The following is a 25982-nucleotide window of genomic DNA, read 5'->3' on the forward strand; positions in this document are numbered from 1 at the left end:
CTTGGTAGAGTTATATTTTAAATTGTATTTTAGCAGAGCACCTAAGATACAACTTATGAAAACAAAGCAAATACACACAGGTAAAATTATTGACGAAAAAGAAGTTATTGCGGTTGAACTGACCAATGACAAAGGCACTTTGGTAAGCATCTATAATTATGGTACCATCATCAGCAAATTTGTAGTACAAAATGCCAAGGGCGAAATGCAGGATATCGTGTTGGGCTTCGATAATTTTGACCAATACGTAAGCGATGAATATTTAGTGAATTACCCATATTTGGGGGCCATTATCGGCCGTTATGCCAACCGTATCAAGAACGGAAAGTTCAGCATCGATGGCGTCGACTACCAATTGGCCAAAACCAACGGCGAAGACTGCCTGCATGGCGGCATGAAGGGATTCGACAAAAAGATATGGGATATTGTGGCTACCAGCGAAGAACCGAATGCCAGCGTTACGTTCCAGTATTTCAGCTTAGATGGCGAAGAAAATTTCCCTGGCGATTTGGCTGTGCAGCTTACTTTCGAACTGACCAACAACAACGAACTGATCTTGACCTACCAGGCCGATACAGACGAAGCCACGCCGATTAACCTGACCCACCATAGCTATTTCAATTTATCGCCAACTTTAGGGCAAGTTACCGGGCACGTGCACCAAATGAATGCTTCCAACTATTTGGAGCAAGACAGCAATTATGTGGTAACCGGAAAATTGATACCGGTTGAGGGCACTTATCACGATTTTAGAAAAGGCAAAATAATAGGAGAGAACTGGAATACCGAAGAAGGCTATGACCAAACCTATGTGCTGGATAAAACTTATGGCGAACTGACCTTAGCCAGCAAAACCAGCGAAGCCAACAGCGGACTTACCTTAAGCATTTATACCACCGAACCTGTTGCACATTTGTATACGGCCAAATACCTGAATGTAAAAAATGGCAAGGGAAATCAGGATTATAACGAGTTCGATGCTTTTTGCGTAGAAACCCAGCACCATCCGAACGGCATTAACCTGCCGCAGTTTCCTTCAACCTTGTTAAGACCCGATGAAGTTTATAGCCAGGTTACCATTTACAAAGTTGGAACTTAAGCCAAACCTTTAGCGTTTTTTGTTGTTGCATAACTAGACTTGCCTTAATGCCGGAATGAATTAACCGCAATTTAACTTCAACTTCAATAGCGATGTTTACTTTAGACGCCATCGAGCAGGCAGCCAGCAAAGTGGCTTCCGGTGCCGACTTTCCTCAGTTTGCGAAAGCCCTCAAAGCAATGGGCGTGCGCAGAAACGATGTTTATGTAATGAATGGCATGGCCGTGTATTTTGGCGATGGCGAAGAGAGCATTGAAAGTGGCCCGGCTTATGAAAATCTGCTGATTGAAGAGAAGTCGGACAGGGAAGCCTTACAGCAAGCGCTGAAAACGCATCAGCAAGGCCAGAGCGATTATCAAACATTCTGCAGGCAAGCCGCCGCAGCCGGTGTAGAAAAGTGGATTATAGACCTGAACGTTGGCACGGTAGCGTATCTGGATACAAGCGGAAAGGAACTGATTATAGAAGAAATCGCGCTCTAGTTAAGTGTTTAAAAATATTTATTGTTTTGTAACAGAAATGTTATTGTAAGTTATATATTTGTTAAAATAATGAACAATTATTAACACACCAAATATAACCTTCTGTGACGAAATCACTCCTGCAAAACAACTTGCGTATAAAGGCAAGTTTATGCAATTTATTAAACAACCAGAACTTTATACTTGCAATTTGGGTAGCATTGGCGCTAGCCGTGTCGATAAAGCAGGCATTTCAGCCAACCAACAACAACTACCTGATTTTTAAATACGTTTACCTGCATGCAGTAGAGAGATTGCCGTTGTACGATTTCTATTTCAGCCAGTATCAGGATTCGAACCATTACGGACCTTTTTTCAGTTTGGTTATTGCGCCATTTGCAAAATTGCCCGATTATTTGGGGATGTTGTTTTGGCAACTGGCTAATATTGGCTTTTTGTTCTTCGCCGTTAAGCAATTGCCCCTAGGCAAGAACAAGGTAAATTTGGTTTTTTGGATCATTACCCACGAGCTTTTAACAGCCATGTTCGGCCTGCAGTTCAACATTTCCATTACGGCTATTATTGTGTTGGCTTATGTATTCATTGTCCAAGGCAAGAATTTCTGGGCGGCATTTGTCATTATGCTGGGTACTTTTGTAAAACTTTATGGCATTGTAGGTTTAGCTTTCTTCTTTTTTGCCAAACAAAAGCCCAAGTTTATATTGTATTGCATTTTTTGGGCAGCGGTAATGTTTGCGGCGCCCATGCTGTTTTTTTCGCCGGCCTACATTTTGCAATGCTACCACGACTGGTTTGTTTCGTTAAGCGAAAAACAGAACCTCAATGCTTCGCTCAATTCTATGCAGGATATTTCGGTAATGGGTATGGCCAGACGCATCAGCGGCTATGCCAGCTTGCCCAACTTGCCTTTTATTTTAGGGGGGCTTTTGCTGTTTGGCCTGCCTTATCTACGTATCAAATATTATAAAAACGAAGTGTTTAGGCTCCTGATTTTGGCCTCCACGCTCATTTTTACGGTCATCTTCAGCAATTCTTCAGAATCGCCTACCTATATTGTGGCCTTTACCGGAGTTGCGGTTTGGTTTGTGGTACAAGATAGGCCACTCAAACCGATTGTTATCTTCCTATTCATATTTGCCTTTGTATTAACCAGTTTATCACCATCCGATTTGTTCCCGAGGTACCTGAAAGAGGCTTACGTAAAGCCGTATTCTCTAAAGGCATTGCCATGCATACTCATCTGGCTGGCTATCATCTACCAATTGATAGTAGAGAAATTTAAGTTAAAACCTATACAACACACAAATGAATAAATTAGTTTCAATCGTTATCCCAGCCCACAATGAGGAAGAGAACATCATCGTCATTGTAGACAGGATAGAGAAAGTATTCGACACCTTGCCCTACCGGTTCGAAATTCTGGTAGTAGACGATGGTGGTACGGATAAGACCCTAGAAGTAATCGAAAACCTGGCCAAGGCCAAAGACAATTTCTTTTACGTCGAGTTTTCGCGGAATTTTGGTCATCAGCCTGCTTTAAAAGCTGGTTTGGACTATGCCAACGGCGACTGCGTAATTTCGCTGGATGCAGATCTGCAACATCCGCCAGAACTGTTCAGGCAAATGCTCGAAAAATGGGAGGAAGGCTACGACATTGTCTACACCCGCCGAAAGGAAGACAAAAAACTACCGTTTAAGAAGCGTAAAACCTCTTATTATTTCTACAGGTTGCTCAACTCGCTTTCCGATATTGAAATCGAACAAGGTACAGCCGATTTCAGGTTGTTAGACAAAAAAGCCGTCAAAATATTCAGGGATTTTAAAGAGAATGATTTGTTTATCAGGGGATTGGTTAAATGGTTAGGATTTAGGCAATGTCCAATAGATTATATCCCTGAAGCCCGTTTTGCCGGTGCCAGCAAATACAGTGTCAGCAAGATGCGCAAGTTGGCCATACAGGGCGTAACTTCGCTTAGCACCAAACCGTTGCACACGGCGGCTTATTTGGGCTTCTTTTTCTCCATGATGTCGCTACTCTATATTCCTTATGTAGTTTATGCGTTTTATGTAGGCAAACAGGTGAATGGCTGGGCGTCGCTCATTATGACGGTTGCTTTTTTCGGTGGCTTGCAGCTCATCATCCTGGGGATTATTGGTATTTACATTGGCAAAATGTTTATGCAGACCAAAAACAGGCCGAATTACATTATCCGTTCAACTAATATAGAGGGGATACTGTAGTGTTTTTGATCAGTTTTGATATTGAAGAGTTCGATATGGCCTTCGAATATGGAAAGTCTATCACTTTCGAAGAGCAAATCAGTATTTCGGTTGAAGGGTCGCATCAAATCCTCGATCTTTTAAAGAAGCATCAAATTACAGCCACGTTTTTCTCTACGGTCGTATTTGCTACGCATGCTCCCGAAATCATCGAACGTATTAAGAGGGAGGGCCACGAACTGGCCTCCCATAGTTATTACCATTCTAAGTTTGCCACCGAAGACCTAGCACTGGCCAAGCAGAAACTGGAAGAACTGTCGGGTTTGCCGATAACAGGCTTTCGGATGCCCCGAATGATGCCGGTTGACGAGCAGGAGATTGCCAAGGCTGGTTATTTGTACAATAGTTCTATCAACCCAACTTATTTGCCGGGCAGGTATAATAACCTGAGCGTTTCGAGGACTTACTTTGAGAAGGAAGGGGTATTGCAATTACCGGCATCGGTTAGCCCGATGTTTCGTGTACCATTGTTTTGGCTGTCTTTTCATAATTTCCCGCTTGGGTTGTACAAATATTTGCTGCAGAGGGCTTACCAGAAAGACGGCTACGTAAATATCTATTTTCACCCTTGGGAATTTACGCCATTAAACAACAAGCAAAAGTTTGGTTTTCCGGGCTACGTCAGCAAAAACTCTGGAGGACAAATGATTGCAAGAATGGACAAACTATTGGCCTGGGTAAACCAAAAAGGTTATAAAAGCAGCACTATAGCCGATTTTGTAAAGAAAATCAAGCCTCTTTCTTGACCGTTTTGAACGAAAAATAGGTTTGGCAAAAATAGCTGAACAAGGAAAGCAACACGATAATGAATGCTTGTGATGGTGTTGCCCAAAACTTGAAGTAGCCCACCAATAAGTGCAACAAGAAATAATCGAGAAAGATATTGGTTACCGTAAGGCTGGCATAGCGGATAAACTGTACGCGCCCTAATAGGTTGGAAGATTGGAATACCACATATTTATTGAGGCAAAAACCAATGGGAAAGCTAATGGAAAGAGCCAGCAGGTAGGCCGCGATATACCTCGATATGGCAAAGCCGAGTACATAGATCACTTTATCGGTAAAGAGAAAATTGTAGCTGGCCGAGAAAACCAACAGGTTGAGCAGGGCATTGCTGCCGCCACAAAAGGCATATCTAAATGTTTGTATTCCGATTAGCCTCCTAAATGGCGGATAAAAGAAGTCGATAAAGCTTAAAATAAAGTCCCTGACCCGGTGCATTTAGGCTAGTCTTTCTAAAACGGTTTTGATGGCTTTCTCTACGATTTTTTCTGGCTGGCTGCTAAACTCAAACTTTACGCGACTGGCCAGAATAGCATTAACTGACAATGCTTTATGTCCTAAGGTTTTGGCCAAGGCATAAATGCCGGCTGTTTCCATCTCGAGGTTCGTGATGCGGTGTTTGCCTTGTGCAAAGCTGTTGAGCTGACTAATGAAATCAGGCACTGCATTTTTGGCTCTTACCTGTCTGCCTTGCGGTGCATAAAAGCCCGGAGCGGTAATGGTAATACCCTGTACTATGTCTTTGCCTATGGTATTGAGCAAGGTGTCGTTGGCTGCAGTGAGGTAGGGATGAATGCTCCTGATGTGCGAAAAATGCGTTTTGATGCTTTCCAGCAAACTGTGTTCTTCTCCCGATGCCTGATGGATGTAATAGTTCATCAAAGCGTCAAAACCCAAGCCGTATGAAGAAGCCAGTATGGTACCCATCGGGATATCGGGTTGAATAGCTCCAGAAGTACCAATGCGGATAATATCCAGTGATTTTAATTCCTCTTTAACGGTTCGGGTTACAAAATCGATATTAACCAAAGCATCCAATTCGTTAAAAACAATATCGATGTTATCGGTGCCAATGCCTGTAGAGATTACGGTAATGCGTTTTTTGCCCAAATAGCCGGTATGGGTTACAAACTCCCTTTTGCCTTTTTTAAGCTCGATCGAATCAAAATGCTTGCTGATTTCGGGTACGCGGTCCAAATCGCCAACGGTAATTACCGTGTCGGCAATATCTTCGGGCAATAAATTCAAATGATAAATGCTGCCGTCGGGATTAATAATCAAATCGGCTTCTGATAGTTTTTGCATATGTTCAATTGTTATACTGTTTGATTGTTATATTGTTTGATTAGTGCATAATTGGTGGTTTGCATCAACCATCATAAACAATATAGCAATTTAACCATAATTAGAAATATTAAATTGTATAGAGGTATTTCACTTTTAGCCCGTTTACCTTTTCCAGTTTGCCCAGAACCGTATTGAGGTTGGTTTTTCGCACTTCGAAGCGCAGTACGCATTTCATGTCGAAGTTTTGCTCCAGTATTTGCAGTTCTTCTTCTTTCATGATGCGCATCACTGGGTTCATTTCGAGGTAATCGAATTCGGCTTCGTAAATATCGTTTACGGTCTTGGCAATGATTTCGCTGGCCTGCAAAGCTTCAACCGAGGCCGATTTGTAGGCATTGATCAGGCCCGGAACCCCCAATAAGGTGCCACCGAAATAGCGGACTACTACCATCAAGATATTGGTTACATCGGCCGAAAGCAATGAATTGAGGATAGGTCGGCCTGCTGTGCCCGAAGGCTCTCCATCGTCGTTCAGCTTAAATACATTGCGATCCTGGCCCAAACGAAAAGCCCAGCAAAAATGTCTGGCCTTGGCATGCTCGGTCCTTAACTTGCTTAAGATGGGCTTCAGCTCTGCTTCGTTTGTAAAAGGGTAGGCGTAGGCAATGAATTTGCTGCCTTTGTCGCGAAAAATCCCTTCGGCGGGGCCCTTTATGGTTTGGTAGGTATCATCAAACAGCATGCAGCTTGGATAAAGTAATCAGAATAATGGCCGCCAATGCTAAAACCAGTCCCAGGTAATTGAGCTTGGTCAATCTTTCCTTAAACAATACAATGCCAATAAAGCTTCCGGCTATAATGACACCCATGTTCATGGTGGCAAAAACCGTAGATGGATTTTCCGACATAGCTTGGTGGGCCTTGAGGTAAAAAAGGATATTCCCAAAGTTGAAGAAGCCAAGCACGCAGCCACAAATAAAGTTGATCAGTTGCAGTTTGGTCTTTTTAATCGATGCCAAATAAAGGATATAAGCCAACGACAACACAAAACAAATACAGAATATCACAAAAAGCGACGTGGTAAAAGGCATGACCGTAATTTGGCTGACCAGCTTCAGCAACACATCTATGACCCCAAAGCCCACAAAAACGAGCAAGAGGTACAGCCACGATTTTTTTGACGAAACGCCTTCAGACTTGCGGTACATGGTAAAGATAATAGCCGCAAAGCCGAAAATAAGTCCCACGTATTTCAAGCGGTCAAAACTATCATTGAATAGGAAATAGGCAGCGCAAAGCGAAATAAACAAAGACAAACGCTGGGCAATATCGGTGCGGGCCAAGCCGGCCTGCCTAACGGCAATACCCTGAAACAAAAAGATGGAAGGCAACAAAATACCCAAGGCCGGAAATACCCACGAAATGCTACCCATGCTGATATCGCCCAAATTAGGCTTAAAAAATACGGCACTCAGCACAATGGCAAATAAGTAGTTCCAGGTTACGGCCTGCATCACATCAATTTCGTAACGTTTGGCTAGTTTGAGCAATACGCCCACGGTAACACTGCAAATAATGCTTAGCGCTAAATAAATCATGTTTTATAAAGGGGTATAAATTTTAAGTACGTCGGTTCCCATTGCTGTTTCCGAAACCAGTGTTCCGGTAATAGCAGGTGCTAATATACCATTTGGCCACGTGGTTTGCGAAGTAAATATTCTGGCTTCGTCCCAAAGCGAGGCATCGATGAAGTGCTTTAAGATCTGTGCGCCGCCTTCAACAATTACCGATTGGATATCCATCAGGTAAAGCTGAAAGGCTATTTTTTGCGCCAAATAAAACGACATGTCTTCCATTTGCACAAAGTGGATATGGTCTTGCACATCGGTTTTTACTTCGTTAAAAATAATGGTTTTGGCCTCCGTATCATAAAGATGATGAGAGCTTGGCACCTCCAGGTTTCTATCGATGAGGATACGCACCGGATTTTTGCCAGACACATTTCTGGCCGTTAAACGCGGATTGTCGTTCAAGGCAGTTTGTTTGCCCACCAAAATGGCATCTTCTTCGGTACGCCATACATGGTTTAGCTGGTTGGCCAATGGCCCTGAAATCCAGGTTTGCCCGCCATTTTCAGGGGCGAAATAACCATTGGCGGTTTGGGCCCATTTCAAGATGATAAACGGACGCTGCGCTTTTATCCTGGTCAAAAAACGACGGTTCAGCTGATTACACTGTGCCTCTAAAACACCGATTTGTACCTGTACGCCACCGGCTTTTAGTTTTTCGATCCCTTTGCCGTTTACGCCTGCAAAAGGGTCGGGACTGCCAATGACCACTTTTTTGAGCTGATGTTTAACCAAGAGGTCGGCACAAGGAGGCGTTTTGCCAAAATGTGCACAAGGCTCGAGGCTTACGTATGCCGTAGCATTTTTAAGCAGGAGCGGGGCTTTATCGGCATGACGGCTAAACACCTCATTAATGGCGTTAACCTCGGCATGGGCTTCGCCAAACTTCTGGTGATAACCTTCGCCGATGATTTGGTTTTCGTGAACAATCACACAGCCCACCATCGGATTAGGACTAACTTGGCCCATACCTAGGATAGCCAATTCCAAGCAACGCTGCATGTAAAATTCGTCGTTCATCACTGCAAAAATAGTCGATTGGCCGACAATTCAGTCATCAGAGCCTAATTTATTCCGATTGTATTTTGTAACAACGATTAGCTATTTTTGCCCTAATGAAGCTTAAAGAACTGGCAATCAAATTTAATTCGGAATTAAGTGCCTTGTATGATGTCGCAGAAAGCCAAGCCCTTTTCTTGATGGCTTTGGAGCAATTGCTGCAGATTAAATACAATGCTTACCTGCTTAAAAAGGAAGAAACATTGGCTGCTAACGATTTGGCCAAGTTCGAAGACCTGTTAACTGAATTGATCACTGGTAAGCCCATTCAATATATTTTTGGAGAGGCTCATTTCTTTGGACTTTCTTTTAAGGTAAATCCTGAAGTGCTTATTCCGAGGCCCGAAACCGAAGAACTGGTCGACTGGATCATTAAAACAGTTAATAGCCCTCAGTTGGCAGTAGGTAATAAACGCCTGTTAGATATCGGAACGGGAAGCGGCTGCATTGCCATCGCCTTGAAAAAGCATTTGCCGCAGTTTGAGGTAGAAGGGTTGGATATCGCAACGCCGAGCTTGGACATCGCGAAGGAAAATGCCGAACTAAACAAGGTTGAAGTAGGGTTTTGGCAACAAGATATCCTCCAAACGCAAGCTGTCAAATCGCAGGAACCTTATGCCATCATCGTAAGCAATCCGCCCTACATTACCCAAACTGAAAAAGAAAGCATGCACCAAAACGTGCTAGCCAACGAGCCACACCGCGCGCTGTTTGTGAGCAACGAAAAACCACTGGTCTTTTACGAAGCCATTGCCAATTTTGCTGTATTGAATTTGACAGAAGGAGGTTTGCTATTTTTCGAAATCAACGAACATTTAGGTCAAGAAACAGTTGATTTGTTAAAACATAAAGGATTTAACCACATTGAATTAAGAAAAGACATGCAGGGCAAAGACCGAATGATTTGTGGCAGGCTTTAACCTTTAAACTTACGATCTTGGGTGAAACTGCGTGATGACGGTCTTCAGGTAATCGCGGTCTAAATGGGTATAGATTTCGGTAGTGGTAATGCTGGCATGGCCCAACATTTCCTGTACTGCCCTTAAATCGGCGCCTCCTTCAATCAAATGCGTAGCAAAAGAATGCCTTAGCGTATGCGGACTGATATTTTTACGGATATTGGCTGCTACTGCCAGCGATTTGAGCAACTTGAACACAGAAATCCGCGATAAGCTGCTGCCTGAACGGTTTAGGAATACAAAATCTTCATTTCCTTTTTTGATGTTCAAGTGAACCCGGCATTCGTTGATGTAGATTTCCAACAATTTTAAGGCAGTCGATCCAATGGGAACCAAACGTTCTTTGTCGCCTTTTCCAAGCACCTTGATAAATTCGGTTTGGGGAAAGATATTCGAAATACGAAGAGAGGTTAACTCACTCACCCTTAATCCACAACCATATAATATTTCAACAATCACTTTGCTTCGCATACCTTCTGGTTTAGAGGCATCTATACAATCAATCATCTTGTTGATTTCGTGTATATTGAGTGTATCGGGCAGTTTTCTGCTCAATTTGGGTGCTTCTAGCAATACGGCAGGATCTTCATCCAATATTTCTTCCTGCATCAGGTAGCCAAAAAAAGCTTTGATACCCGATATAACCCTGGCTTGGGTAGTGGCCTGCGCGCCCAAATCGTTAAGCCAAGTAATAAAAGCCCTTAAATCGTCTAACTGTATCTCCTTTAAAAGCAAATCGCGTCCAATAGATTCATAATATTGGCAAAGCTTCTGTACATCGCCCAGGTAGGCTTCTATAGAATTTGCAGCAAGCGAACGCTCTAACCTTAAATAATCGTTAAAACCTTTGAGATAGGGCTGTATGCTCATTCAGATTATGGAGTTTTTTTTATAACATTGCAATGTTACATAATATTAGGCATGAAGATACAAATTATTAACGGCCCCAACCTTAACCTGCTGGGCCTGCGCGAACCAGGAATTTATGGCAGCCAAAGTTTTGACGAATATCTGGAGCAATTGCGCGAGCAATACAGCATTATTGAGATTGCCTATTACCAAAGCAACGTAGAAGGCGAGCTGATCAACAAACTGCACGAAGTTGGCTTTTCTTACGATGGCATTATCATTAATGGCGGTGCCTACACCCATACTTCGGTTGCCATTGCCGATGCCATTGCGGGCATTAAAACGCCAGTGGTAGAGGTTCATATCTCCAATATTTATGCCCGTGAAGAATTCCGCCATGTTTCTTTAACTGGCAAAAACTGCAAAGGTGTGCTAACCGGTTTTGGCCTCGATGGCTACCGTTTGGCACTAGAAAGTTTTTTAAAATAACAGCTGATGAAAAAATACTTACTGATTTTACTGCTGGGCCTGTCACTTAAAGCTTTAGCACAAGCGCCAGCCACCAAGATAGTTCCAAAGCTGGAGCAAACTTCGGTGGTGAAGGACCCTGACGGCTTGACATTGCCTTATGCCGTATGGAAAAAAATGTTGGAAACGGGCGAATATTCGGTCAAGCCTGTGGAAAAAGGGAGCAAGGAGTTTGTTATTTATCAACTTACAGAAATCGAAAAATCGATTAGAGCCGAACGCTTGAAGGCATTGATCCCTGCTATGGGGAAACCGATGGCTAGCAGCAGCTTTAAAGAAGGCGATAAATTCGTCGGCGAAAGAATAACCGACATGAACGGCAATAAATTCGACCTGAAAAAAATCAGCGACAAAATTTATGTGATTAATTTCTGGTTCATCGACTGTGCGCCCTGTCGAGACGAAATACCCGAACTGAACGAATTGGTGAAGCAATACAAAGACAATAAAGACGTTGTTTTTCTGGCCATTGCCTTAGATGACAGGTACACCATCAAGCAATTCCTTAAAACTTTGCCGTTTAGCTATAACATTGTTGACGACGGCAGGTATTATGCCAATAAATACGGTGTAAAAAGTTATCCAACCCATGTCATTATTGGCAAAGACGGCCTCATCAAGTTCAGTACCGTTGGTTTAGCGCCACATACCATGCATTGGATCGAAAAAACCATTAAAGAGCAGCTTTAGGGAGCTTAGCTCTTTAAATTGAGTTCGCTAAATTTCCTCACTTTGTGCACGAAATAAGCCCAAACAACACTGCCTTTGTAAACCCCTTGGTGCTTTTTTAAGGCTATTTGCTTAGTACCTCTTTTACGTGCAGTTTTGCCTAATTGCCTAAAGAAATGAAAATGTGCCTTGCTAATGGCCAAGGTAAATTTGGGTTTTCCTTTTAAAAGAAACTGTAGCCATGCTGCCAAATCGTACCATAAACGTATAAAAATACGTCGGTAGGCTTCGCCTTTAGGCAGGTTTTTCTGCATGATAATGAGATTGTTCCTGAAATTGAGGTAGGTTTTAAAAGGATTGTTGGCACTCAGCGTACCGCCTCCCAAATGGTAAACTTCGGCACCGGCACAGCACATTACCTTGTAGCCCATGTTTTTCAGTCGCCAGCAAAGATCTATTTCTTCCATGTGTGCAAAGAGGTCTACATCTAGACCACCCACTTCGTTCCATACCGATTTTTTGATGAAAAAAGCAGCGCCACTGGCCCAAAAAACCTCAAGATTGTCATCGTATTGGCCATGATCTGTTTCTACCTGATCAAAAATACGTCCTCTGCAAAACGGAAATACATCGGCATCTACAAAGCCCCCTGCTGCACCGGCATATTCGAACTGATCTTTTTGCGTGGCCCATTTGATTTTTGGCTGTGCGGCGCCAATGGCTTGGTCGCTTTGCATCAGGTCTATCACAGGCTTGATCCAGTTTTGGGGCACTTCAACGTCCGAATTGAGCAGTACATAATAATCGGCATCTACACGGGAAAGAATGCGATTATAGCCATCGGCAAAGCCATAGTTCTGTTCGTTGGTTAAGATGGCAACCTGCGGGTAATGTTCGTGTACAAAAGCCACCGAATCGTCGGTAGAGGCATTGTCGCCAACAATGAGCTGTAAATTAGGGTATTCGGTCTGAACAACACTGGGCAAAAAACGTTCTAAAAGTGCCCGGCCATTCCAGTTAAGGATTACCACAGCTACACTTGGTTCCATATCTTCAATCTTCTTATTTTGTCTCCAAAAGAACAGGCTGTATACAAAAAGCCTTTTATAATTGTAAATTTGGGGATTCTAGAATGCAAACATAAATTATCAGATGCAAAGTTCAGCTATATTTCCGCTATTTTATCTTCCTCCGGTTGGCTATTTTTCTGCCTTAAAGGCGCACAACTTCAATTTCGTGCTCGAAAAACAGGAACATTTCCCGAAGCAGACCTATCGCAACCGAACCAGCATCGCATCGCCCGATGGCACTTTAGATCTGATCATTCCGGTTGTTAAAGGCGCCAAGGTACATACTGCCTTAAAGGACGTAAAAATCAGTTACGATACTCGCTGGCAACGCCTGCATTGGCTCAGCCTGCAAAACTGTTACCGCAGTTCAGCTTATTTCGAGTTCTATGAAGATGGCCTTCGTCCGTTTTACGAGCGCAAATTCGACTTTCTATACGATTACAACCTTGAATTATTGCACTGGTTAGGCAAACAACTGAAAATAGATTTGGCCATCACCGAAACCCAAAGCTATGAAAAGGAGTGGGTTGGGTTGATGGACTACAGGAACCGAATGACTAAAAAGGAGGTGCCACAGCAGGAAACAAAAAGTTATTTTCAGGTGTTTAGCGACAGGAATGAATTTATTCCTAACTTAAGCATGGTAGACCTGCTGTTTAGCCAGGGGCCACAAAGCAAGACCTATTTTTAGCCAATGGGAAGAAATACGAAGCACAAGCCACACAAAAAGCGCCATTATGCGTTGCCTACGCCGGGTTCGAGTCCGGGTTTGATTTATATAGACGAGAATTCTCTTAAGCCTAAAATCACGCTTTATACCTATAATCAACAAACCTACAAGGTAGAGGAACTGCACAACCTCAACGGCATCAAGGCACGTACCGATAACAAAGATTTTAATTTTTGGATTGAGGTGAAAGGTTTTAACTCGGTAGAAATGTTCGAAACCTTGGCCAAGGAACTGCACATCAATAAACTGATTTTGGAGGATATTACGCGTACCTACCAAAGACCGAAATTTGAAGAATACGACGATTATATTTTTTCGATCAGCCGGATGCTTTGTTTAGACACCGATGGTGCGCTAGAAAATGAACAGGTTTCTTTTATCCTGACCAAAAACGCGCTTTTCACTTTCCAGGACCGCTATGAAGATTGTTTAGACCCGGTGCGCAAACGCCTTGATCTGGGCAAGGGGAACATCAGGATAGGAGGCAGCAGCTATTTGATGTATGCACTGATGGACATGATTGTCGACAATTACTTTTCGGTACTTGGCGTATGGAGCGAGGAATTGGATTCTATCGAAGACCGTTTGCTCGACAAACCCGACAAAACCATCATGTACGATACGCAGATGATCAAGCGCAACCTCATTACCCTACGTCGTGTGGCCTGGCCTGAGCGAGATAAAATGAACGATATTTTGCGTACCGACAGCCAGTTTATAGACGGGCAGATCAAAATGTATTTCCGCGATGCCTACGATCATTGCATCCAGATTATAGACATGGTCGAATCGATGAAGGAGATTGCGGCCAGCAACATCGACATGTATCTTTCCATCATCAGCAACCGCATGAACGAAATCATGAAGGTGCTGACTATTATTTCGTCTATCTTTATTCCACTGACCTTTATTGCCGGTATCTATGGCATGAACTTCTCTCGCGAGGATCCGGTGACTGGCAAGGTGATGCCGTTAAATATGCCCGAACTTTACTCGGCACACGGTTATGTATGGGCGCTAGTTATAATGGCAGTGATTGCCATATTGCAAATTATCTATTTCTGGCGAAAAGGCTGGTTCAAGTAATTGACAGCTGATTTACCACTACCAATTACCACCTAAGAAACCTAAGGGCATCTTAGGCCAAAGATTACCACTCTTAGATGGCCTAGGCGTCTTAAATGGTAAAAGATAAGCCTTGCTTTATAATAATATATCTGATTAACCACCTAAGAAACCTAAGAGCATCTTAGTATTAAATATTATTATCCTTAAATGAACTAAGACGTCTTAGATGGTAGAAACAGAGGCTCAATGATGATTATGTTAGCAACCACGTTAAGACCTTAAGATTGAGCTTTGTCATTTAAAAACGGTAAAACGAAATTAATAGTTGATTTTGTTTTTTATCTCCATGTAAAAGTGTATTTTACATCAACCAAATATTTAAAATCTATGAAAAAAACGAACCTACTCAGCAAAGCTGAGATGAAAAAAGTAATGGGTGGCAGGAGAGAAGCCGTATGCTTAACTTGCGATGGCGATCTTGTAGCATTTGAATGTACGGGAAACATGAACCAGCTTGATGCAAATGGAGCACCTGTAGGTGGAAACTGGACTCCTACAAACGGAGGATGCAAAGGAACTGGTAGTTATCCGATTTACATGTGCATTGGAGAAATGGTAGAAAAACCTTGTGGCAGCTTTCCTGGCGCACCAACAACACCTTAAAACAAACTGTAAAAGGGATTAGGAATATCTTAATCCCTTTTATTATATATAAAATAGAACTGAAAATCTATAATAACTGCATCACATTGTTGTTTATGTTTTCCGATTACAAAACAACATTGCAACAAAAGAAATGCAAGCGCTTTCTCTATTGCACCTGCAATATCAAATATGCTTTTAAAAGCATTCTAAATGCGCCTTGTCCGCTTTGCGAAAACAAATTATTGCCTATCTTTAAACCCTAGTATGCAATCATTTGAATTGGACAAAACCGACGTTTCCAAGCTCAAGCAGGCAATAGGTGGTGATAACGAACTACTTAAGGCTACGCTTGAAGAATACCACGCGTCTGAAATTGCCATTCTATTTGAAAGCATCAGCAAAGAAGACCGCCAAAGGATCATCAATTTGCTCGATGTTGAAACCGCTTCGGAGGTTATTGCAGAAATGCACGAAGAGTCGCATCCCGAAGAACTTTTGCTGCAGTTGCATCCCGAAAAAAGGATCGAAATTGTAGAGGAGCTCGATTACGACGATGCTACCGACATCATTTCGCAACTCGAAGAGCACGAGCAAAAGGAAATCCTCGAAGACTTAAGCGAGCATGATGCTTCGAGCATCAGGACCTTATTGAGCTACGACGAAGAAACCGCGGGCGGTTTAATGAACACCCAGGTTATCCGCATCAACCTCAACCTCACCAAAAAAGACGCTATTGACGAAATTATCCGCCAAAGCGAAGAAATGGAGGAGTTCTATACCGTAAACGTGGTTGACGACGAAAATACCTTTAAAGGCGTGGTTTCCCTCAAAGACATCATCAAAGCCAAAGGCAATGCCAAGATTACCGAAATGGTGAATGCCGATGCTGTTTACGTGAAGGCTGAAACCGATCAGGAGGAGGTAGCCAGGCTGATTTCACAATACAACCTGACCAGCATTCCGGTAGTAGACGACCACATGAAGCTTTTAGGTCGCGTAACCTTCGATGACGTAATCGATGTTTTGGAAGACGAAAATACCGAAGACATCTTGAAGATTTCGGGTGTATCTGAAGACGAGGAACTGAGCGGTAACTGGATTGAAGCCGTAAAATCGCGTTTGCCTTGGCTCATCATCAACTTGGGTACGGCCTTTTTGGCATCGGCAGTAATCAGGCATTTTGATCCGACCATCGATCTCATTCCGCTTTTGTCGGCCTACATGACCATTATTGCCGGTATGGGTGGCAATGCTGCTACACAGGCGCTTGCGGTAACCGTAAGGCGTATTTCCCTGTACGACTTGACCGATAATCAGGCTTATCGCGCTGTTTTAAAAGAATTTACCGTTGGTTTGATCAATGGGGCGGTTAACGGATTGATTGTATTGGTTTTTGCCTATTTCTTCGACCATAGCCTGATGCTAGGCGTCGTTATTTTCTTGGCCATGACGGGAAATATGATCATTGCCGGCATCACCGGTTCGGGCATTCCCTTAATTTTAAAACGCATTGGCATCGATCCAGCCATTGCCTCTTCAATAATTATTACGACTTTTACCGATGTTTTCGGATTTTTACTTTTATTAGGATTAGCAAGCAAATTATTACTCTAAATATTATCGATATATGCAAGGATTAAGACACGATTGGACGAAAGAAGAAATAGCTGAGATTTATAATAAACCTTTTTTAGACCTGGTTTTCGAAGCGGCAAGCGTTCACCGTCAGAATAAAGACTACTCGGAAGTGCAGATCAGTTCGCTGATTTCCATTAAAACCGGAGGCTGTGCAGAAGACTGCTCTTATTGTCCACAGGCGGCCAGATACAACACAGGCGTGGATGTACATGCCTTGATGAAACTGACCGATGTGGTAACGGCCGCAGTTAAGGCCAAAGAAGGAGGTGCCTCACGCTTATGTATGGGGGCAGCTTGGCGCGAAGTAAGGGACAACCGCGATTTCGACCGTGTAATAGAAATGGTAAAAGCCGTAAACGATATGGATATGGAGGTTTGCTGTACCTTGGGCATGCTCACCGAAAACCAGGCGCAGCGCTTAGCGGATGCAGGTTTATATGCCTACAACCATAACTTAGACACCTCGGAAGAAGACTATAAACGCATTATCTCTACCAGGACTTACGATGATCGCTTAAACACCATTAAAAACGTACGCAAAGCCAAATTAACGGTATGTAGTGGCGGTATTATTGGTTTGGGCGAAACTACTGAAGACCGTATTGCCATGTTGCAGACTTTGGCCAATATGGAAAAACATCCAGAATCGGTGCCGGTTAACGCTTTGGTACCCGTAAAAGGAACACCATTGGAAGATCAGCCACGTGTACCAATCTGGGATATGGTAAGGATGATTGCCACCGCGCGCATTGTGATGCCAAAATCGGTCGTACGTCTTTCGGCAGGAAGAAACGAGATGAGTGTTTTAGAACAGGCTTTTTGCTTTATGGCTGGTGCCAATTCAATTTTTGCCGGCGATAAATTATTAACTACGCCAAATCCGGATTTTAACGAAGATATGGCCATGTTCGAATTGTTGGGATTAAAAACCCGCGAAGCCTTTAAAAACGGCCGACCAGACAATACGCAGAAAAAAGAAGTATTTGCTTAATTCCTAACTTTTTAATCGACAACAAAAAGCCAGTTTATTCACTGGCTTTTTTAATGAATAGGGGTTAAACATTGGCTCGGTCAAAATAATTAAGCTCTTATTTTCCTTAATTCCTTAATGGTTCAACCTATGCTTCTAACATTAAGGCATTTAGGTGCATTAAGACTGGACGGGTTCTTGGTTTCGCTAACGGTTAAACCAAACTGTTTTAACTTTGGGCTTTAGGCTAAAGCTCTCTCTTGTTTTCCTTAATTCCTTAATGGTTCCAACCAATGCTTTTAACATTAAGGCATTTAGTTGCATTAAGACAGGACGGGTTCTTGGTTTCGCTAACGGCTAAACCAAACTGTTTTAACTTTAGGCTAAAACTCTCCCTTATTTTCCTTAATTCCTTAATGGTTCAACCAACGCTTTTTAACATTTAGGCATTTAGTTCCATTAAGGCAGGACGGGTTCTTGGTTTCGCTAACTGTTAAATCAAACTGTTTTAACTTTGGGCTTTTGGCTAAAGTTCTCCCTTATTTTCCTTAATTCCTTAATGGTTCAACCAATGCTTCTAACATTTAGGCATTTAGTTGCATTAAGACAGGATGGGTTCTTGGTTTCGCTAACGGTTAAATCAAACTGTTTTAACTTTGGGCTTTTGGTTAAAGCTCCCTTATTTTCCTTAATTCCTTAATGGTTCAACCAATGCTTTTAACATTAAGGCATTTAGGTGCATTAAGACAGGGCGGGTTTTTGATTTCACTAATAGTTAAATCAAACTATTTTAACCTTTGGGCTTTTGGCTAAAGCTCTCTCTTGTTTTCCTTAATGGTTCAACCACCGCTGTTTCTTATTGTTAAAAAAATACTGACATAGAAGCACTTAGCCCTAAGCAATTTTTATGTTACTAATCTTGCCGATTTTAGTTAATATTGTGTTAACTAAATCAACCCAATGGACAATAAATTAGCGCATCACCTGCTGTGGGAACGGTTACGTTCTGGCGATAAGGATGCGTTTTTTGATTTGTACAAAGCACTGTATTATCCATTGGTTAATTTCGGCATTCGTGTATGTGCCGATGCAGATATGGCAGGCGAGGCTACCGATATGGTTTTTACCACCATTTGGGAAAAACATGATACCCTAAACCGTGTTGACAATGTAGAAGCCTATCTGCGTACTTTTCTAAAACGCAAATTGCTGCGCATCATGGAGCGCAAGCGCAAAATTAACGATGCCCTGTTCAATGCCGGCGAAGATGGCGATTGGATGGAAATGAGCTATGAAGAGTTTATCGTCAAAGTGCAGACGGACGAACTCATCAAACATCAATTAAAAAACGCCTTGGCCAAACTTACCTTCAGACAAAAGCAACTGATCCATCTCAAATTTTTCGATGGCTTGAGCTACGAAGACATTGCTGCCCAAAGCAATCAAACCGTCAAAACAGCCTACAACACCATTTACGATGCGCTTAAGATCCTGCGAAAGGAGCTAAAAGCGTAGAGAAAAGATTTGTGTAGCTCCAATGTTAAAAAAAAGTTAAATTTTTCTTAGGAAAAAACACCGCTTCTCGGCACTGTTATATAAACGACGATAACAATGATCGATAGAAGTCAATTCAATGCAGAGGATTTCCTTGTAGACAGCACCTTTCAGCAATATTGTGCGGGAACAGACAAGCTTTGCATCGAATATTGGGAAAAATACACGAAAGCCCATCCAGCCCAAGCGCAAACCATTGCCGAAGCCAAGAGGCTTTATGTTATTCTGAGTGGCAACAAACGCCCTTTGAACCAACAGGTAGAGGCTTTGGAAACTCAAATCAACCAGGAAATCAAACCCGTTAAGCTCAGAAAACTGCTTTGGCTAAAAGTAGCCGCTGCTGTTGTGCTGATTGCTGGTGGCACCTATTTCTACCTCAAACCAAGCGCAAGTTCCCTCAACCAACAAACCGCAACAGCCAGGGTTTTTACCACCTGCAGCGGCGAACGTAAAAAGATTACCTTGCCCGATGGTTCTACCGTATTACTTAATGCCAAAAGCTCTTTGTCTATCGGTGCCGAGTTTAACCAAAAATACCGCGAGGTGATATTAAAAGGCGAAGCATATTTTGATGTGGTCCATAATAAGAACAAGCCTTTTAAGGTATATACCACCGATTTCAATATCAACGTGCTGGGTACAGCCTTCAACGTCAAAGCCTATCCCGACGAAATCAGTTCTGAAGCTACCCTCATCCGTGGCCTCATTACCATGGAAGCTTTAAATGGTCAGGGTGGGATTATTACTTTAAAACCAAGTCAAAAAGTTACCGTTTACAGAACCCTTCCTGCAAAAGAAAAAACAAAAGTGCTGAAACCGATGGCGTCGCATCCCGAAATTACCATCAATCATTATACGTTGATCAAGGATAGCACTATTGTAGAAACCGCCTGGACCCAAAACCGCATCGAAATTTACGATCAGGATTTTGACCAAATCAAAGCCGTACTCGAAAAATGGTACAATATAGAAATCAAGTTTAAGAGCCCTGAGGTAGAAAAATACCGCTTTACGGCAACATTTAGTCACGAAACATTAAACCAAGCCTTAGAGGCCTTACAAAAAGTAGAATATTTCAAATATGAAATCAAGGGAAACCAGGTAATCATTTCCAAATAGAATAAAAAAAGGACGGTGTTGGCGCACCGCCCTTAAGAATTCTTTTTGATTAAATCGATGGCAGTTTATGCGGAAACAGATCGCTGCCAAAAACTTATGCAACCAAAAAAAACAAAAATATGATTATTTATTACTTACCGCAAGAGCGTTCTCGCTACAAAGCGCTCCTTAAATTCATTATGCTAATGAAATTAACCTGTATAGTGGTTTTCATTACTTGCCTTAATGTTTCTGCATCGGTTTTCTCGCAGGAGAAAATAACGCTTGATGTAAAGAAAACGAAGTTGGCCAGGGTATTACAGATCATCGAACAGCAGAGCAACTACCATTTCGTGTATAGCTCGTCGTATGTGCCTGTGAACAGGATGATCAGCATTACCGTAACCAATACGCCGGTAGCCGATGTGTTGGCCACGGTTTTAGGCAAAACGAATTTAAAGTATTCTATCTCGGCAGGTGGCTTGGTCATCATTAGCCGAAACAAAGACATCCCCATAACCGGAACCGTAAAAGATGCCAATGGCGGCGCGTTGCCAGGAGCATCGGTAAGGGTAAAAGGAACCACCACCGGCGTTTCTACCGATGTGAACGGCAAATTCGCGTTGAATATTCCCGAAAATGCTACTTTGGTTGTTTCGTATGCTGGCTTCCAATCCAAAGAAATTGTGGTGGGCACACAAACCCATGTTGATATCGTGTTGGCAGAAGACACCAAGCAATTAGCCGAAGTAGTGGTAACTGCATTGGGTATTAAAAGAGAACGCAGGGCCCTGGGTTATTCGGTTACCCAAATCGGTGGCGAAACCTTGACCCAAGCCCGAGAAAATAATGTGGCCAACTCCTTGGTGGGTAAAGTAGCTGGTTTAGATATCAGCTCTAGTACCGGTGGCGCAGGCTCGGCTACCAGCGTAACCATCAGGGGTGTTTCCAGCTTAAACCAAACCAGTCAGCCTTTATATGTAATTAACGGCGTACCGATGGAAAACAAACCGGTTGGGATCAACAACCTCAATCCTTCGGGCAACAATGGCACCCAATATGATAATTCTCCCGATTTGGGCGATGCGATTGGTAATTTAAACCCCGACGACATCGAAAGCATTTCGGTATTGAAAGGAGCGGCCGCCTCGGCATTATATGGCTACAGAGCCAAAGCAGGTGTTATTTTAATCACTACCAAAAGTGGCAAGGGCAATAACATCGAGTTTAACAGCAATTACGTAGCCGAGCAGGTAATGGATCGTACCAATTGGCAATATGTTTACGGACAAGGCGCCAACGGGGTAAAACCATCTACACAATTAGATGCCGGTACCACTGGCGGTTCGAGCTGGGGTGCCAGGCTCGATGGCAGCAACGTAATCCAATTTGATGGGGTAAGCAGACCTTACACTGCCCAAAAAGACAATGTGAGCAATTTTTACCGCACGGGTGGCAGTTTTACCAATACTTTGGCTTTCAACAAATCATTTACAGGAGGAGTAATGCGCATTTCGGCCAGTAACCTCAACAACAATTCGGTAGTACCTAATTCTGGCTTAAACAGACAGAGTTTTAACTTGGCCGGAACGGTTGATGCCATTAAAAACCTAACAATCGATGCACGCTTCAACTATATTTTAGAGCAGGCCAAAAACAGGCCAATGGTTTCTGACGGAGCGGGCAATGCCAATTACAACGCTACTTTTTTACCTACAAGCGTTGATATCAACAACTTAAAGCCCGGCAAAAAGCCAGATGGCAACGAGCTGTCTTACAATACCAGCAACAATTATGCAACCAACCCTTGGTTTGCCGCCTACGAGTTTATCCATAATACCAAAAGAGAACGTTTACTAAGCTCTTTTAATGCCAGGTATACTTTCGACAACGGATTGTTTTTACAAGGCAGGGTAGGTCGCGATGCCTATAACGACCAATATACCGCGGTTACGCCTTCGGGTACGGCCTATAACCCTTTGGGAGGCATGACCGAGCAACAAACCAAGTTTGCCGATGTCAATGCCGATGCCTTGATTGGCAAAAGCTTTAAGGTAAACGATTTCTCGATTACGCCAAACGTAGGTGCCAGCTTTAGGCGTACCAAAATTACGCAAACCACCAATCAGGGGGGAGAATTTGCCATATTTGGCGTTTACAAACTCACCAATACTAAAACCAAGGCCCTCAACTATACGCAAAGTGACCAAGAAGTACAGTCGGTTTATGGAACGCTCGAATTGGCTTACAAAGACATCTTGTATTTAACCGGAAGTGGCCGTAGCGACTGGTTCTCTACTTTGGCTACACCGGGCAAAGACAACAAGCTGAGCGTATTCTATCCATCGGTGAGCGGTTCGTTTGTATTTACCGAGCTTTGGAAACCATCGTTTTTAAGCTTTGGTAAAATAAGGGCTGGCTATGCCATTGTTGGTCAGGCCACAGACCCTTTCCAAACCCAGCTTTATTACAATTTGCGCAGTGAAACCATCAACGGCAAACCGATTGGCAATATTGTAAATCCGTACATTCCGAATTCAAGTCTGAAAGCCTCTAAGGCCAACGAGCTGGAAATAGGTACTGAAATGCGTTTCTTGAACGACCGCTTGAACGTCGACGTAACCTGGTACAACAAAAAATCGAAAGACGAAATCATCAACGTCACCACATCAACCGTTACAGGTTACAATGGGGCGGTGCTAAACTCTGGCGAATTAAGGAACAGGGGTATTGAAGCCTTGGTGTCGGGCGTGGTTTTAAAGAACCAGGATTTCAGTTGGACCTCTACCTTAAACGGTTCGTATAACGACAACAAGGTACTTACCTTGGCTCCTGGAACTGTATCGCAACCCATTGCCACTTCAAGAACCGGTGTAGGCTTCTTGCAAAATTTGGCTGGCAAAGCGGCTGCCCAGGTAATGGCCTACGACTTTAAGTACGATGCCAGTGGCAATATTGTTAAAGATGTAAACGGCGCACCAGAAAGGGGCGACCTCAAAGCCTACGGCTCGGCCTTTAACAAATACACCGCAGGCTGGAACAACGAGTTTGCGTATAAAAGATTTAACCTTTCGTTTTTAATAGATGGCAAATGGGGCGGTAAAATATTTTCTGCTACCGATTACTATGGCTATGTTTTTGGCTTGCATCAGGCTACGCTCGAAAACAGGGATGCTTTGGGCGTAAATGCGGCTACTTATTACAGCACCTATGCCAACAATGTTTCCAAACAGTTTGTACAGGATGCCAGCTTCATCAAGTTCAGGCAGCTGATGATCGGCTATAGCTTTCCAGCCAAAATGTTCAATAATAAAATTAAGGGCTTAAACCTAAGTTTTGTAGGGCGTAACCTGTTTATCTTGATGAAGAGAACAGACAACATCGACCCCGAATCGAGCTATAACGCCACTTTTCCAGGCTTGGAATTGGGCGGTGTACCGCCGGTGCGCACCTATGGCCTAAATTTAAGTGTTAAGTTATAATCCTTTAAAAAAATTGAAAATGAAAACGATCAGAAAATCATATCTAGTACTTTCAGTGTTTGGATTAGCCTTAACCGCAAGCTGTACCAAAGACTTTCAAGAAATCAATACCGACCCTGTTTCGGTTGGACAAGATAAATACGACCCTAACTACCTGTTATCTACCGCCCAATTAACCTATACCGGAAGCACCGATTTTGCCTACGAAACCTGGAGGGGCAACCTCATCTATGCCTCAACCATGATGCAGGGTTTTTCATCGGTCATCAGCTATTGGGCTGGCGACAAATACATGCTCAACGAAGGCTATACCGCGGCCTATTGGGAAAAAGCTTATCCAGATCAGGTTAAATACATTGTAGATTTAGTTGAATCGACCAAAACAAAGCCTCAATACAACAATGTTTACCAAGTGGGCAGGATTTGGAAAGCGCTAATTTTCGAAAGACTCACCGATTTGTATGGCGATGTTCCTTATTTTGATGCAGGCCGAGGCTATTATACCGGCAACCTTTATCCAAAATACGATAGCCAACAGGCCATTTACGCCGATCTGTTAAAGGAATTAGACGAAGCCAGCTCGGCACTGACTACAGGCGGTGGCGCCGTAAGTGGCGACTTGATTTATGGCGGCGACATCAACAAATGGAAACGTTTTGGCTACAGCCTGATGTTGCGCATGGCAATGCGATTGAGCAAAGCCGATGCCACGATGGCCCAAACCTACATCAACAAGGCCATTGGCAAAACCATGACCAGCAACGACGACAATGCCTTTGTGCATCACGATGCCTCTGGCGGTCGCGTAACCAAAAACAGAAATAGCCAAGTGCTGTTGGGTGATGGCGGTCAGGAAAACTTTTATGTAAGATGGAGCAATACCTTTATCAATTACCTCAAAAGCAATGCCGACCCACGTTTGGGCAAAGTAGCCGTAACCAAATTGTATCTAACCGATGGCGACAAAAGCATTAAAGGCCAAAATCCGGCCTACGATGCCACACCAGCCAACCAAAAGGGAATGCCAAATGGCAAAGACCTGAGTGGCATTGCCGGGAGAGATGTACGTCAAGATCCTTCGTTTACGGCCTTTGTCGACTATTCTTCACCACATCCAGGCATGATTAAGGAAGATGGCAATACTTTTATTTTAACGTATGCCGAAACCGAACTGATGTGGGCCGAAGCGGCGCAACGTTATGGTATTAATGGTCCGGCAGCCACACATTACAATGCTGGCGTAACCGCTGCCATCACTTTCTTATCGCAGTACGATGCGGCCATGAACGTAAGCGCTGGCGATGCGGCTACTTATTTGGCAGCACATCCTTACGTGGCCGCCAACGGTCTCGAAATGATTGCCACGCAATATTGGGCGCACACCATTACCATGCTCGATTTTTACGAAACCTGGTCTAACTGGCGCAGAACCGGTTTTCCAGCCCTCGTACCAATCGTTTACCCCAATACCAATACCGGTGGCTCTATTCCACGCCGTTTTCCTTATCCGTTATCAGAAGGCGTATCTAATGCGGCTAATTACCGCACCGCTTCTGCAGCTGTGCCGGGTGGCGATAAGCTGGTAGGAAAAGTTTGGTGGGACAAATAACTATAGCTCTTCATCCCTAATTAAAAAGGCCGGTTGCAATGTGCTCCGGCCTTTTTTTGTTTTATACTGCGGTAACCCTCGTTTCAATATTGCCACGGGTGGCTTTTGAATAGGGGCATGCCCGATGGGCCTTCTCGGCCAATTGTTGTGCTTCCTCATGACTAATGTTTGGCACATGGACATCCAAATCGGCAGAGAGTACAAAAGCATTGCCGTCTTTGTTAAACGAAACATGTACGTTGATATGGGCTTCGCTTACATCAATGCCATCATGTGCGGCCACACTGCCTAAAGCGCCCAAGTAACAAGCGCCCCACGCCGCTGCAAAAAGTTGTTCGGGATTGCTGGCGCCACCTTGGCCACCCAACTCTTTGGGCTTCCTTAAATCAAAATCTAAAATGCCATCACTTGATTTGATGTGTCCATCTCTACCGCCAATAGCTGTAACAGATGCCGTATATAATTTTTCCATATCGTTTCGTGTTAATCCCTTAA

Annotated in this window: 25 protein-coding genes; 17 read left to right on the forward strand and 8 right to left on the reverse strand. The window is 43.3% G+C overall.

Going from position 1 to position 25982, the window contains the following annotated elements; all coding sequences use genetic code 11:
- The first annotated feature begins 55 nt into the window (after positions 1 to 55).
- The 5 genes from VRU48_RS04115 (at position 56) to VRU48_RS04135 (ending at position 4607) form a co-directional block, all read left to right on the forward strand.
- On the forward strand, positions 56 to 1099 hold the full coding sequence (locus VRU48_RS04115) for an aldose epimerase family protein (protein ID WP_330106653.1): 1044 nt from the start codon (positions 56 to 58) through the stop codon (positions 1097 to 1099).
- Positions 1100 to 1191: 92 nt separating this feature from the next.
- The gene (locus VRU48_RS04120; RefSeq protein WP_330106654.1) at positions 1192 to 1581 is read left to right on the forward strand and encodes a DUF1398 domain-containing protein; all 390 of its coding nucleotides are present in this window, start codon (positions 1192 to 1194) and stop codon (positions 1579 to 1581) included.
- 104 nt (positions 1582 to 1685) lie between these two features.
- Positions 1686 to 2894, forward strand: a complete 1209-nt coding sequence (locus tag VRU48_RS04125; protein WP_330106655.1) for a glycosyltransferase family 87 protein — start codon at positions 1686 to 1688, stop codon at positions 2892 to 2894.
- The gene (locus VRU48_RS04130; RefSeq protein WP_330106656.1) at positions 2887 to 3822 is read left to right on the forward strand and encodes a glycosyltransferase family 2 protein; all 936 of its coding nucleotides are present in this window, start codon (positions 2887 to 2889) and stop codon (positions 3820 to 3822) included. Before VRU48_RS04125 ends, VRU48_RS04130 begins: the two co-directional genes overlap by 8 nt.
- Positions 3822 to 4607, forward strand: a complete 786-nt coding sequence (locus VRU48_RS04135; RefSeq protein WP_330106657.1) for a polysaccharide deacetylase family protein — start codon at positions 3822 to 3824, stop codon at positions 4605 to 4607. Before VRU48_RS04130 ends, VRU48_RS04135 begins: the two co-directional genes overlap by 1 nt.
- Here the strand turns inward: VRU48_RS04135 and VRU48_RS04140 are convergent.
- The 5 genes from VRU48_RS04140 to ribD form a co-directional block, all read right to left on the reverse strand.
- Positions 4591 to 5082 (reverse strand): GtrA family protein, encoded by a 492-nt coding sequence (locus VRU48_RS04140; protein WP_330106658.1) that lies wholly within the window; start codon positions 5080 to 5082, stop codon positions 4591 to 4593. The two genes, VRU48_RS04135 and VRU48_RS04140, sit on opposite strands and share 17 nt — an antisense overlap.
- Complete coding sequence (locus VRU48_RS04145; protein WP_330106659.1) at positions 5083 to 5949, reverse strand: nucleoside phosphorylase; 867 nt, start codon at positions 5947 to 5949, stop codon at positions 5083 to 5085.
- Positions 5950 to 6058: 109 nt separating this feature from the next.
- The gene (locus VRU48_RS04150; RefSeq protein ID WP_330106660.1) at positions 6059 to 6673 is read right to left on the reverse strand and encodes an IMPACT family protein; all 615 of its coding nucleotides are present in this window, start codon (positions 6671 to 6673) and stop codon (positions 6059 to 6061) included.
- On the reverse strand, positions 6663 to 7529 hold the full coding sequence (locus VRU48_RS04155) for a DMT family transporter (protein ID WP_330106661.1): 867 nt from the start codon (positions 7527 to 7529) through the stop codon (positions 6663 to 6665). The genes VRU48_RS04150 and VRU48_RS04155 overlap by 11 nt, the downstream gene beginning before the upstream one ends.
- Positions 7530 to 7532: 3 nt before the next feature.
- Positions 7533 to 8579: a bifunctional diaminohydroxyphosphoribosylaminopyrimidine deaminase/5-amino-6-(5-phosphoribosylamino)uracil reductase RibD gene (gene ribD / locus VRU48_RS04160; RefSeq protein WP_330106662.1), complete on the reverse strand. Its 1047-nt coding sequence runs from the start codon at positions 8577 to 8579 to the stop codon at positions 7533 to 7535.
- A gap of 95 nt (positions 8580 to 8674) precedes the next feature.
- On the opposite strand from ribD, the gene prmC reads away from it, so the two are divergent.
- On the forward strand, positions 8675 to 9538 hold the full coding sequence (prmC, locus tag VRU48_RS04165) for a peptide chain release factor N(5)-glutamine methyltransferase (RefSeq protein WP_330106663.1): 864 nt from the start codon (positions 8675 to 8677) through the stop codon (positions 9536 to 9538).
- Positions 9539 to 9547: 9 nt separating this feature from the next.
- Here the strand turns inward: prmC and xerD are convergent, their stop codons facing one another.
- Positions 9548 to 10447 carry a site-specific tyrosine recombinase XerD gene (xerD, locus tag VRU48_RS04170; RefSeq protein WP_330106664.1) on the reverse strand — a complete coding sequence of 300 codons (900 nt, stop codon included), beginning with the start codon at positions 10445 to 10447 and terminating at the stop codon, positions 9548 to 9550.
- A gap of 51 nt (positions 10448 to 10498) precedes the next feature.
- On the opposite strand from xerD, the gene aroQ reads away from it, so the two are divergent.
- Both aroQ and VRU48_RS04180 read left to right on the forward strand, forming a co-directional pair.
- The gene (gene aroQ, locus VRU48_RS04175) at positions 10499 to 10915 is read left to right on the forward strand and encodes a type II 3-dehydroquinate dehydratase (protein ID WP_199139605.1); all 417 of its coding nucleotides are present in this window, start codon (positions 10499 to 10501) and stop codon (positions 10913 to 10915) included.
- Positions 10916 to 10921: 6 nt separating this feature from the next.
- Positions 10922 to 11644, forward strand: a complete 723-nt coding sequence (locus VRU48_RS04180) for a TlpA family protein disulfide reductase (RefSeq protein ID WP_330106665.1) — start codon at positions 10922 to 10924, stop codon at positions 11642 to 11644.
- A gap of 5 nt (positions 11645 to 11649) precedes the next feature.
- On the opposite strand, the gene VRU48_RS04185 is transcribed toward VRU48_RS04180, so the two are convergent.
- Positions 11650 to 12672 (reverse strand): glycosyltransferase family 2 protein, encoded by a 1023-nt coding sequence (locus VRU48_RS04185; RefSeq protein WP_330106666.1) that lies wholly within the window; start codon positions 12670 to 12672, stop codon positions 11650 to 11652.
- Between the two features lie 103 nt (positions 12673 to 12775).
- Here VRU48_RS04185 and VRU48_RS04190 point away from each other — a divergent pair, with 103 nt between their 5' ends.
- From VRU48_RS04190 to VRU48_RS04230, 9 genes are all read left to right on the forward strand, one after another.
- Positions 12776 to 13384, forward strand: a complete 609-nt coding sequence (locus VRU48_RS04190) for a WbqC family protein (RefSeq protein ID WP_330106667.1) — start codon at positions 12776 to 12778, stop codon at positions 13382 to 13384.
- Between the two features lie 3 nt (positions 13385 to 13387).
- On the forward strand, positions 13388 to 14509 hold the full coding sequence (gene corA / locus VRU48_RS04195; protein ID WP_330106668.1) for a magnesium/cobalt transporter CorA: 1122 nt from the start codon (positions 13388 to 13390) through the stop codon (positions 14507 to 14509).
- A 369-nt stretch (positions 14510 to 14878) separates the two neighbouring features.
- Positions 14879 to 15154: a hypothetical protein gene (locus VRU48_RS04200; protein WP_330106669.1), complete on the forward strand. Its 276-nt coding sequence runs from the start codon at positions 14879 to 14881 to the stop codon at positions 15152 to 15154.
- Between the two features lie 246 nt (positions 15155 to 15400).
- A complete protein-coding gene (mgtE, locus tag VRU48_RS04205) occupies positions 15401 to 16750 on the forward strand; it encodes a magnesium transporter (protein ID WP_330106670.1) in 1350 nt (449 codons plus the stop codon).
- A 13-nt stretch (positions 16751 to 16763) separates the two neighbouring features.
- Positions 16764 to 17765 (forward strand): biotin synthase BioB, encoded by a 1002-nt coding sequence (gene bioB / locus VRU48_RS04210; protein ID WP_330106671.1) that lies wholly within the window; start codon positions 16764 to 16766, stop codon positions 17763 to 17765.
- A 939-nt stretch (positions 17766 to 18704) separates the two neighbouring features.
- A complete protein-coding gene (locus tag VRU48_RS04215) occupies positions 18705 to 19259 on the forward strand; it encodes an RNA polymerase sigma factor (protein ID WP_330106672.1) in 555 nt (184 codons plus the stop codon).
- Between the two features lie 96 nt (positions 19260 to 19355).
- Positions 19356 to 20417, forward strand: a complete 1062-nt coding sequence (locus VRU48_RS04220) for a FecR family protein (RefSeq protein WP_330106673.1) — start codon at positions 19356 to 19358, stop codon at positions 20415 to 20417.
- Positions 20418 to 20602: 185 nt separating this feature from the next.
- Positions 20603 to 23878: a SusC/RagA family TonB-linked outer membrane protein gene (locus VRU48_RS04225; RefSeq protein ID WP_330106674.1), complete on the forward strand. Its 3276-nt coding sequence runs from the start codon at positions 20603 to 20605 to the stop codon at positions 23876 to 23878.
- Positions 23879 to 23897: 19 nt separating this feature from the next.
- Positions 23898 to 25487, forward strand: a complete 1590-nt coding sequence (locus tag VRU48_RS04230) for a SusD/RagB family nutrient-binding outer membrane lipoprotein (protein ID WP_330106675.1) — start codon at positions 23898 to 23900, stop codon at positions 25485 to 25487.
- A gap of 61 nt (positions 25488 to 25548) precedes the next feature.
- Here VRU48_RS04230 and VRU48_RS04235 read toward each other — a convergent pair whose 3' ends face one another.
- The gene (locus tag VRU48_RS04235; protein WP_330106676.1) at positions 25549 to 25959 is read right to left on the reverse strand and encodes an organic hydroperoxide resistance protein; all 411 of its coding nucleotides are present in this window, start codon (positions 25957 to 25959) and stop codon (positions 25549 to 25551) included.
- Between the last annotated feature and the right edge of the window lie 23 nt (positions 25960 to 25982).

The organism is Pedobacter albus, from assembly GCF_036324255.1.
GTDB lineage: Bacteria > Bacteroidota > Bacteroidia > Sphingobacteriales > Sphingobacteriaceae > Pedobacter > Pedobacter albus.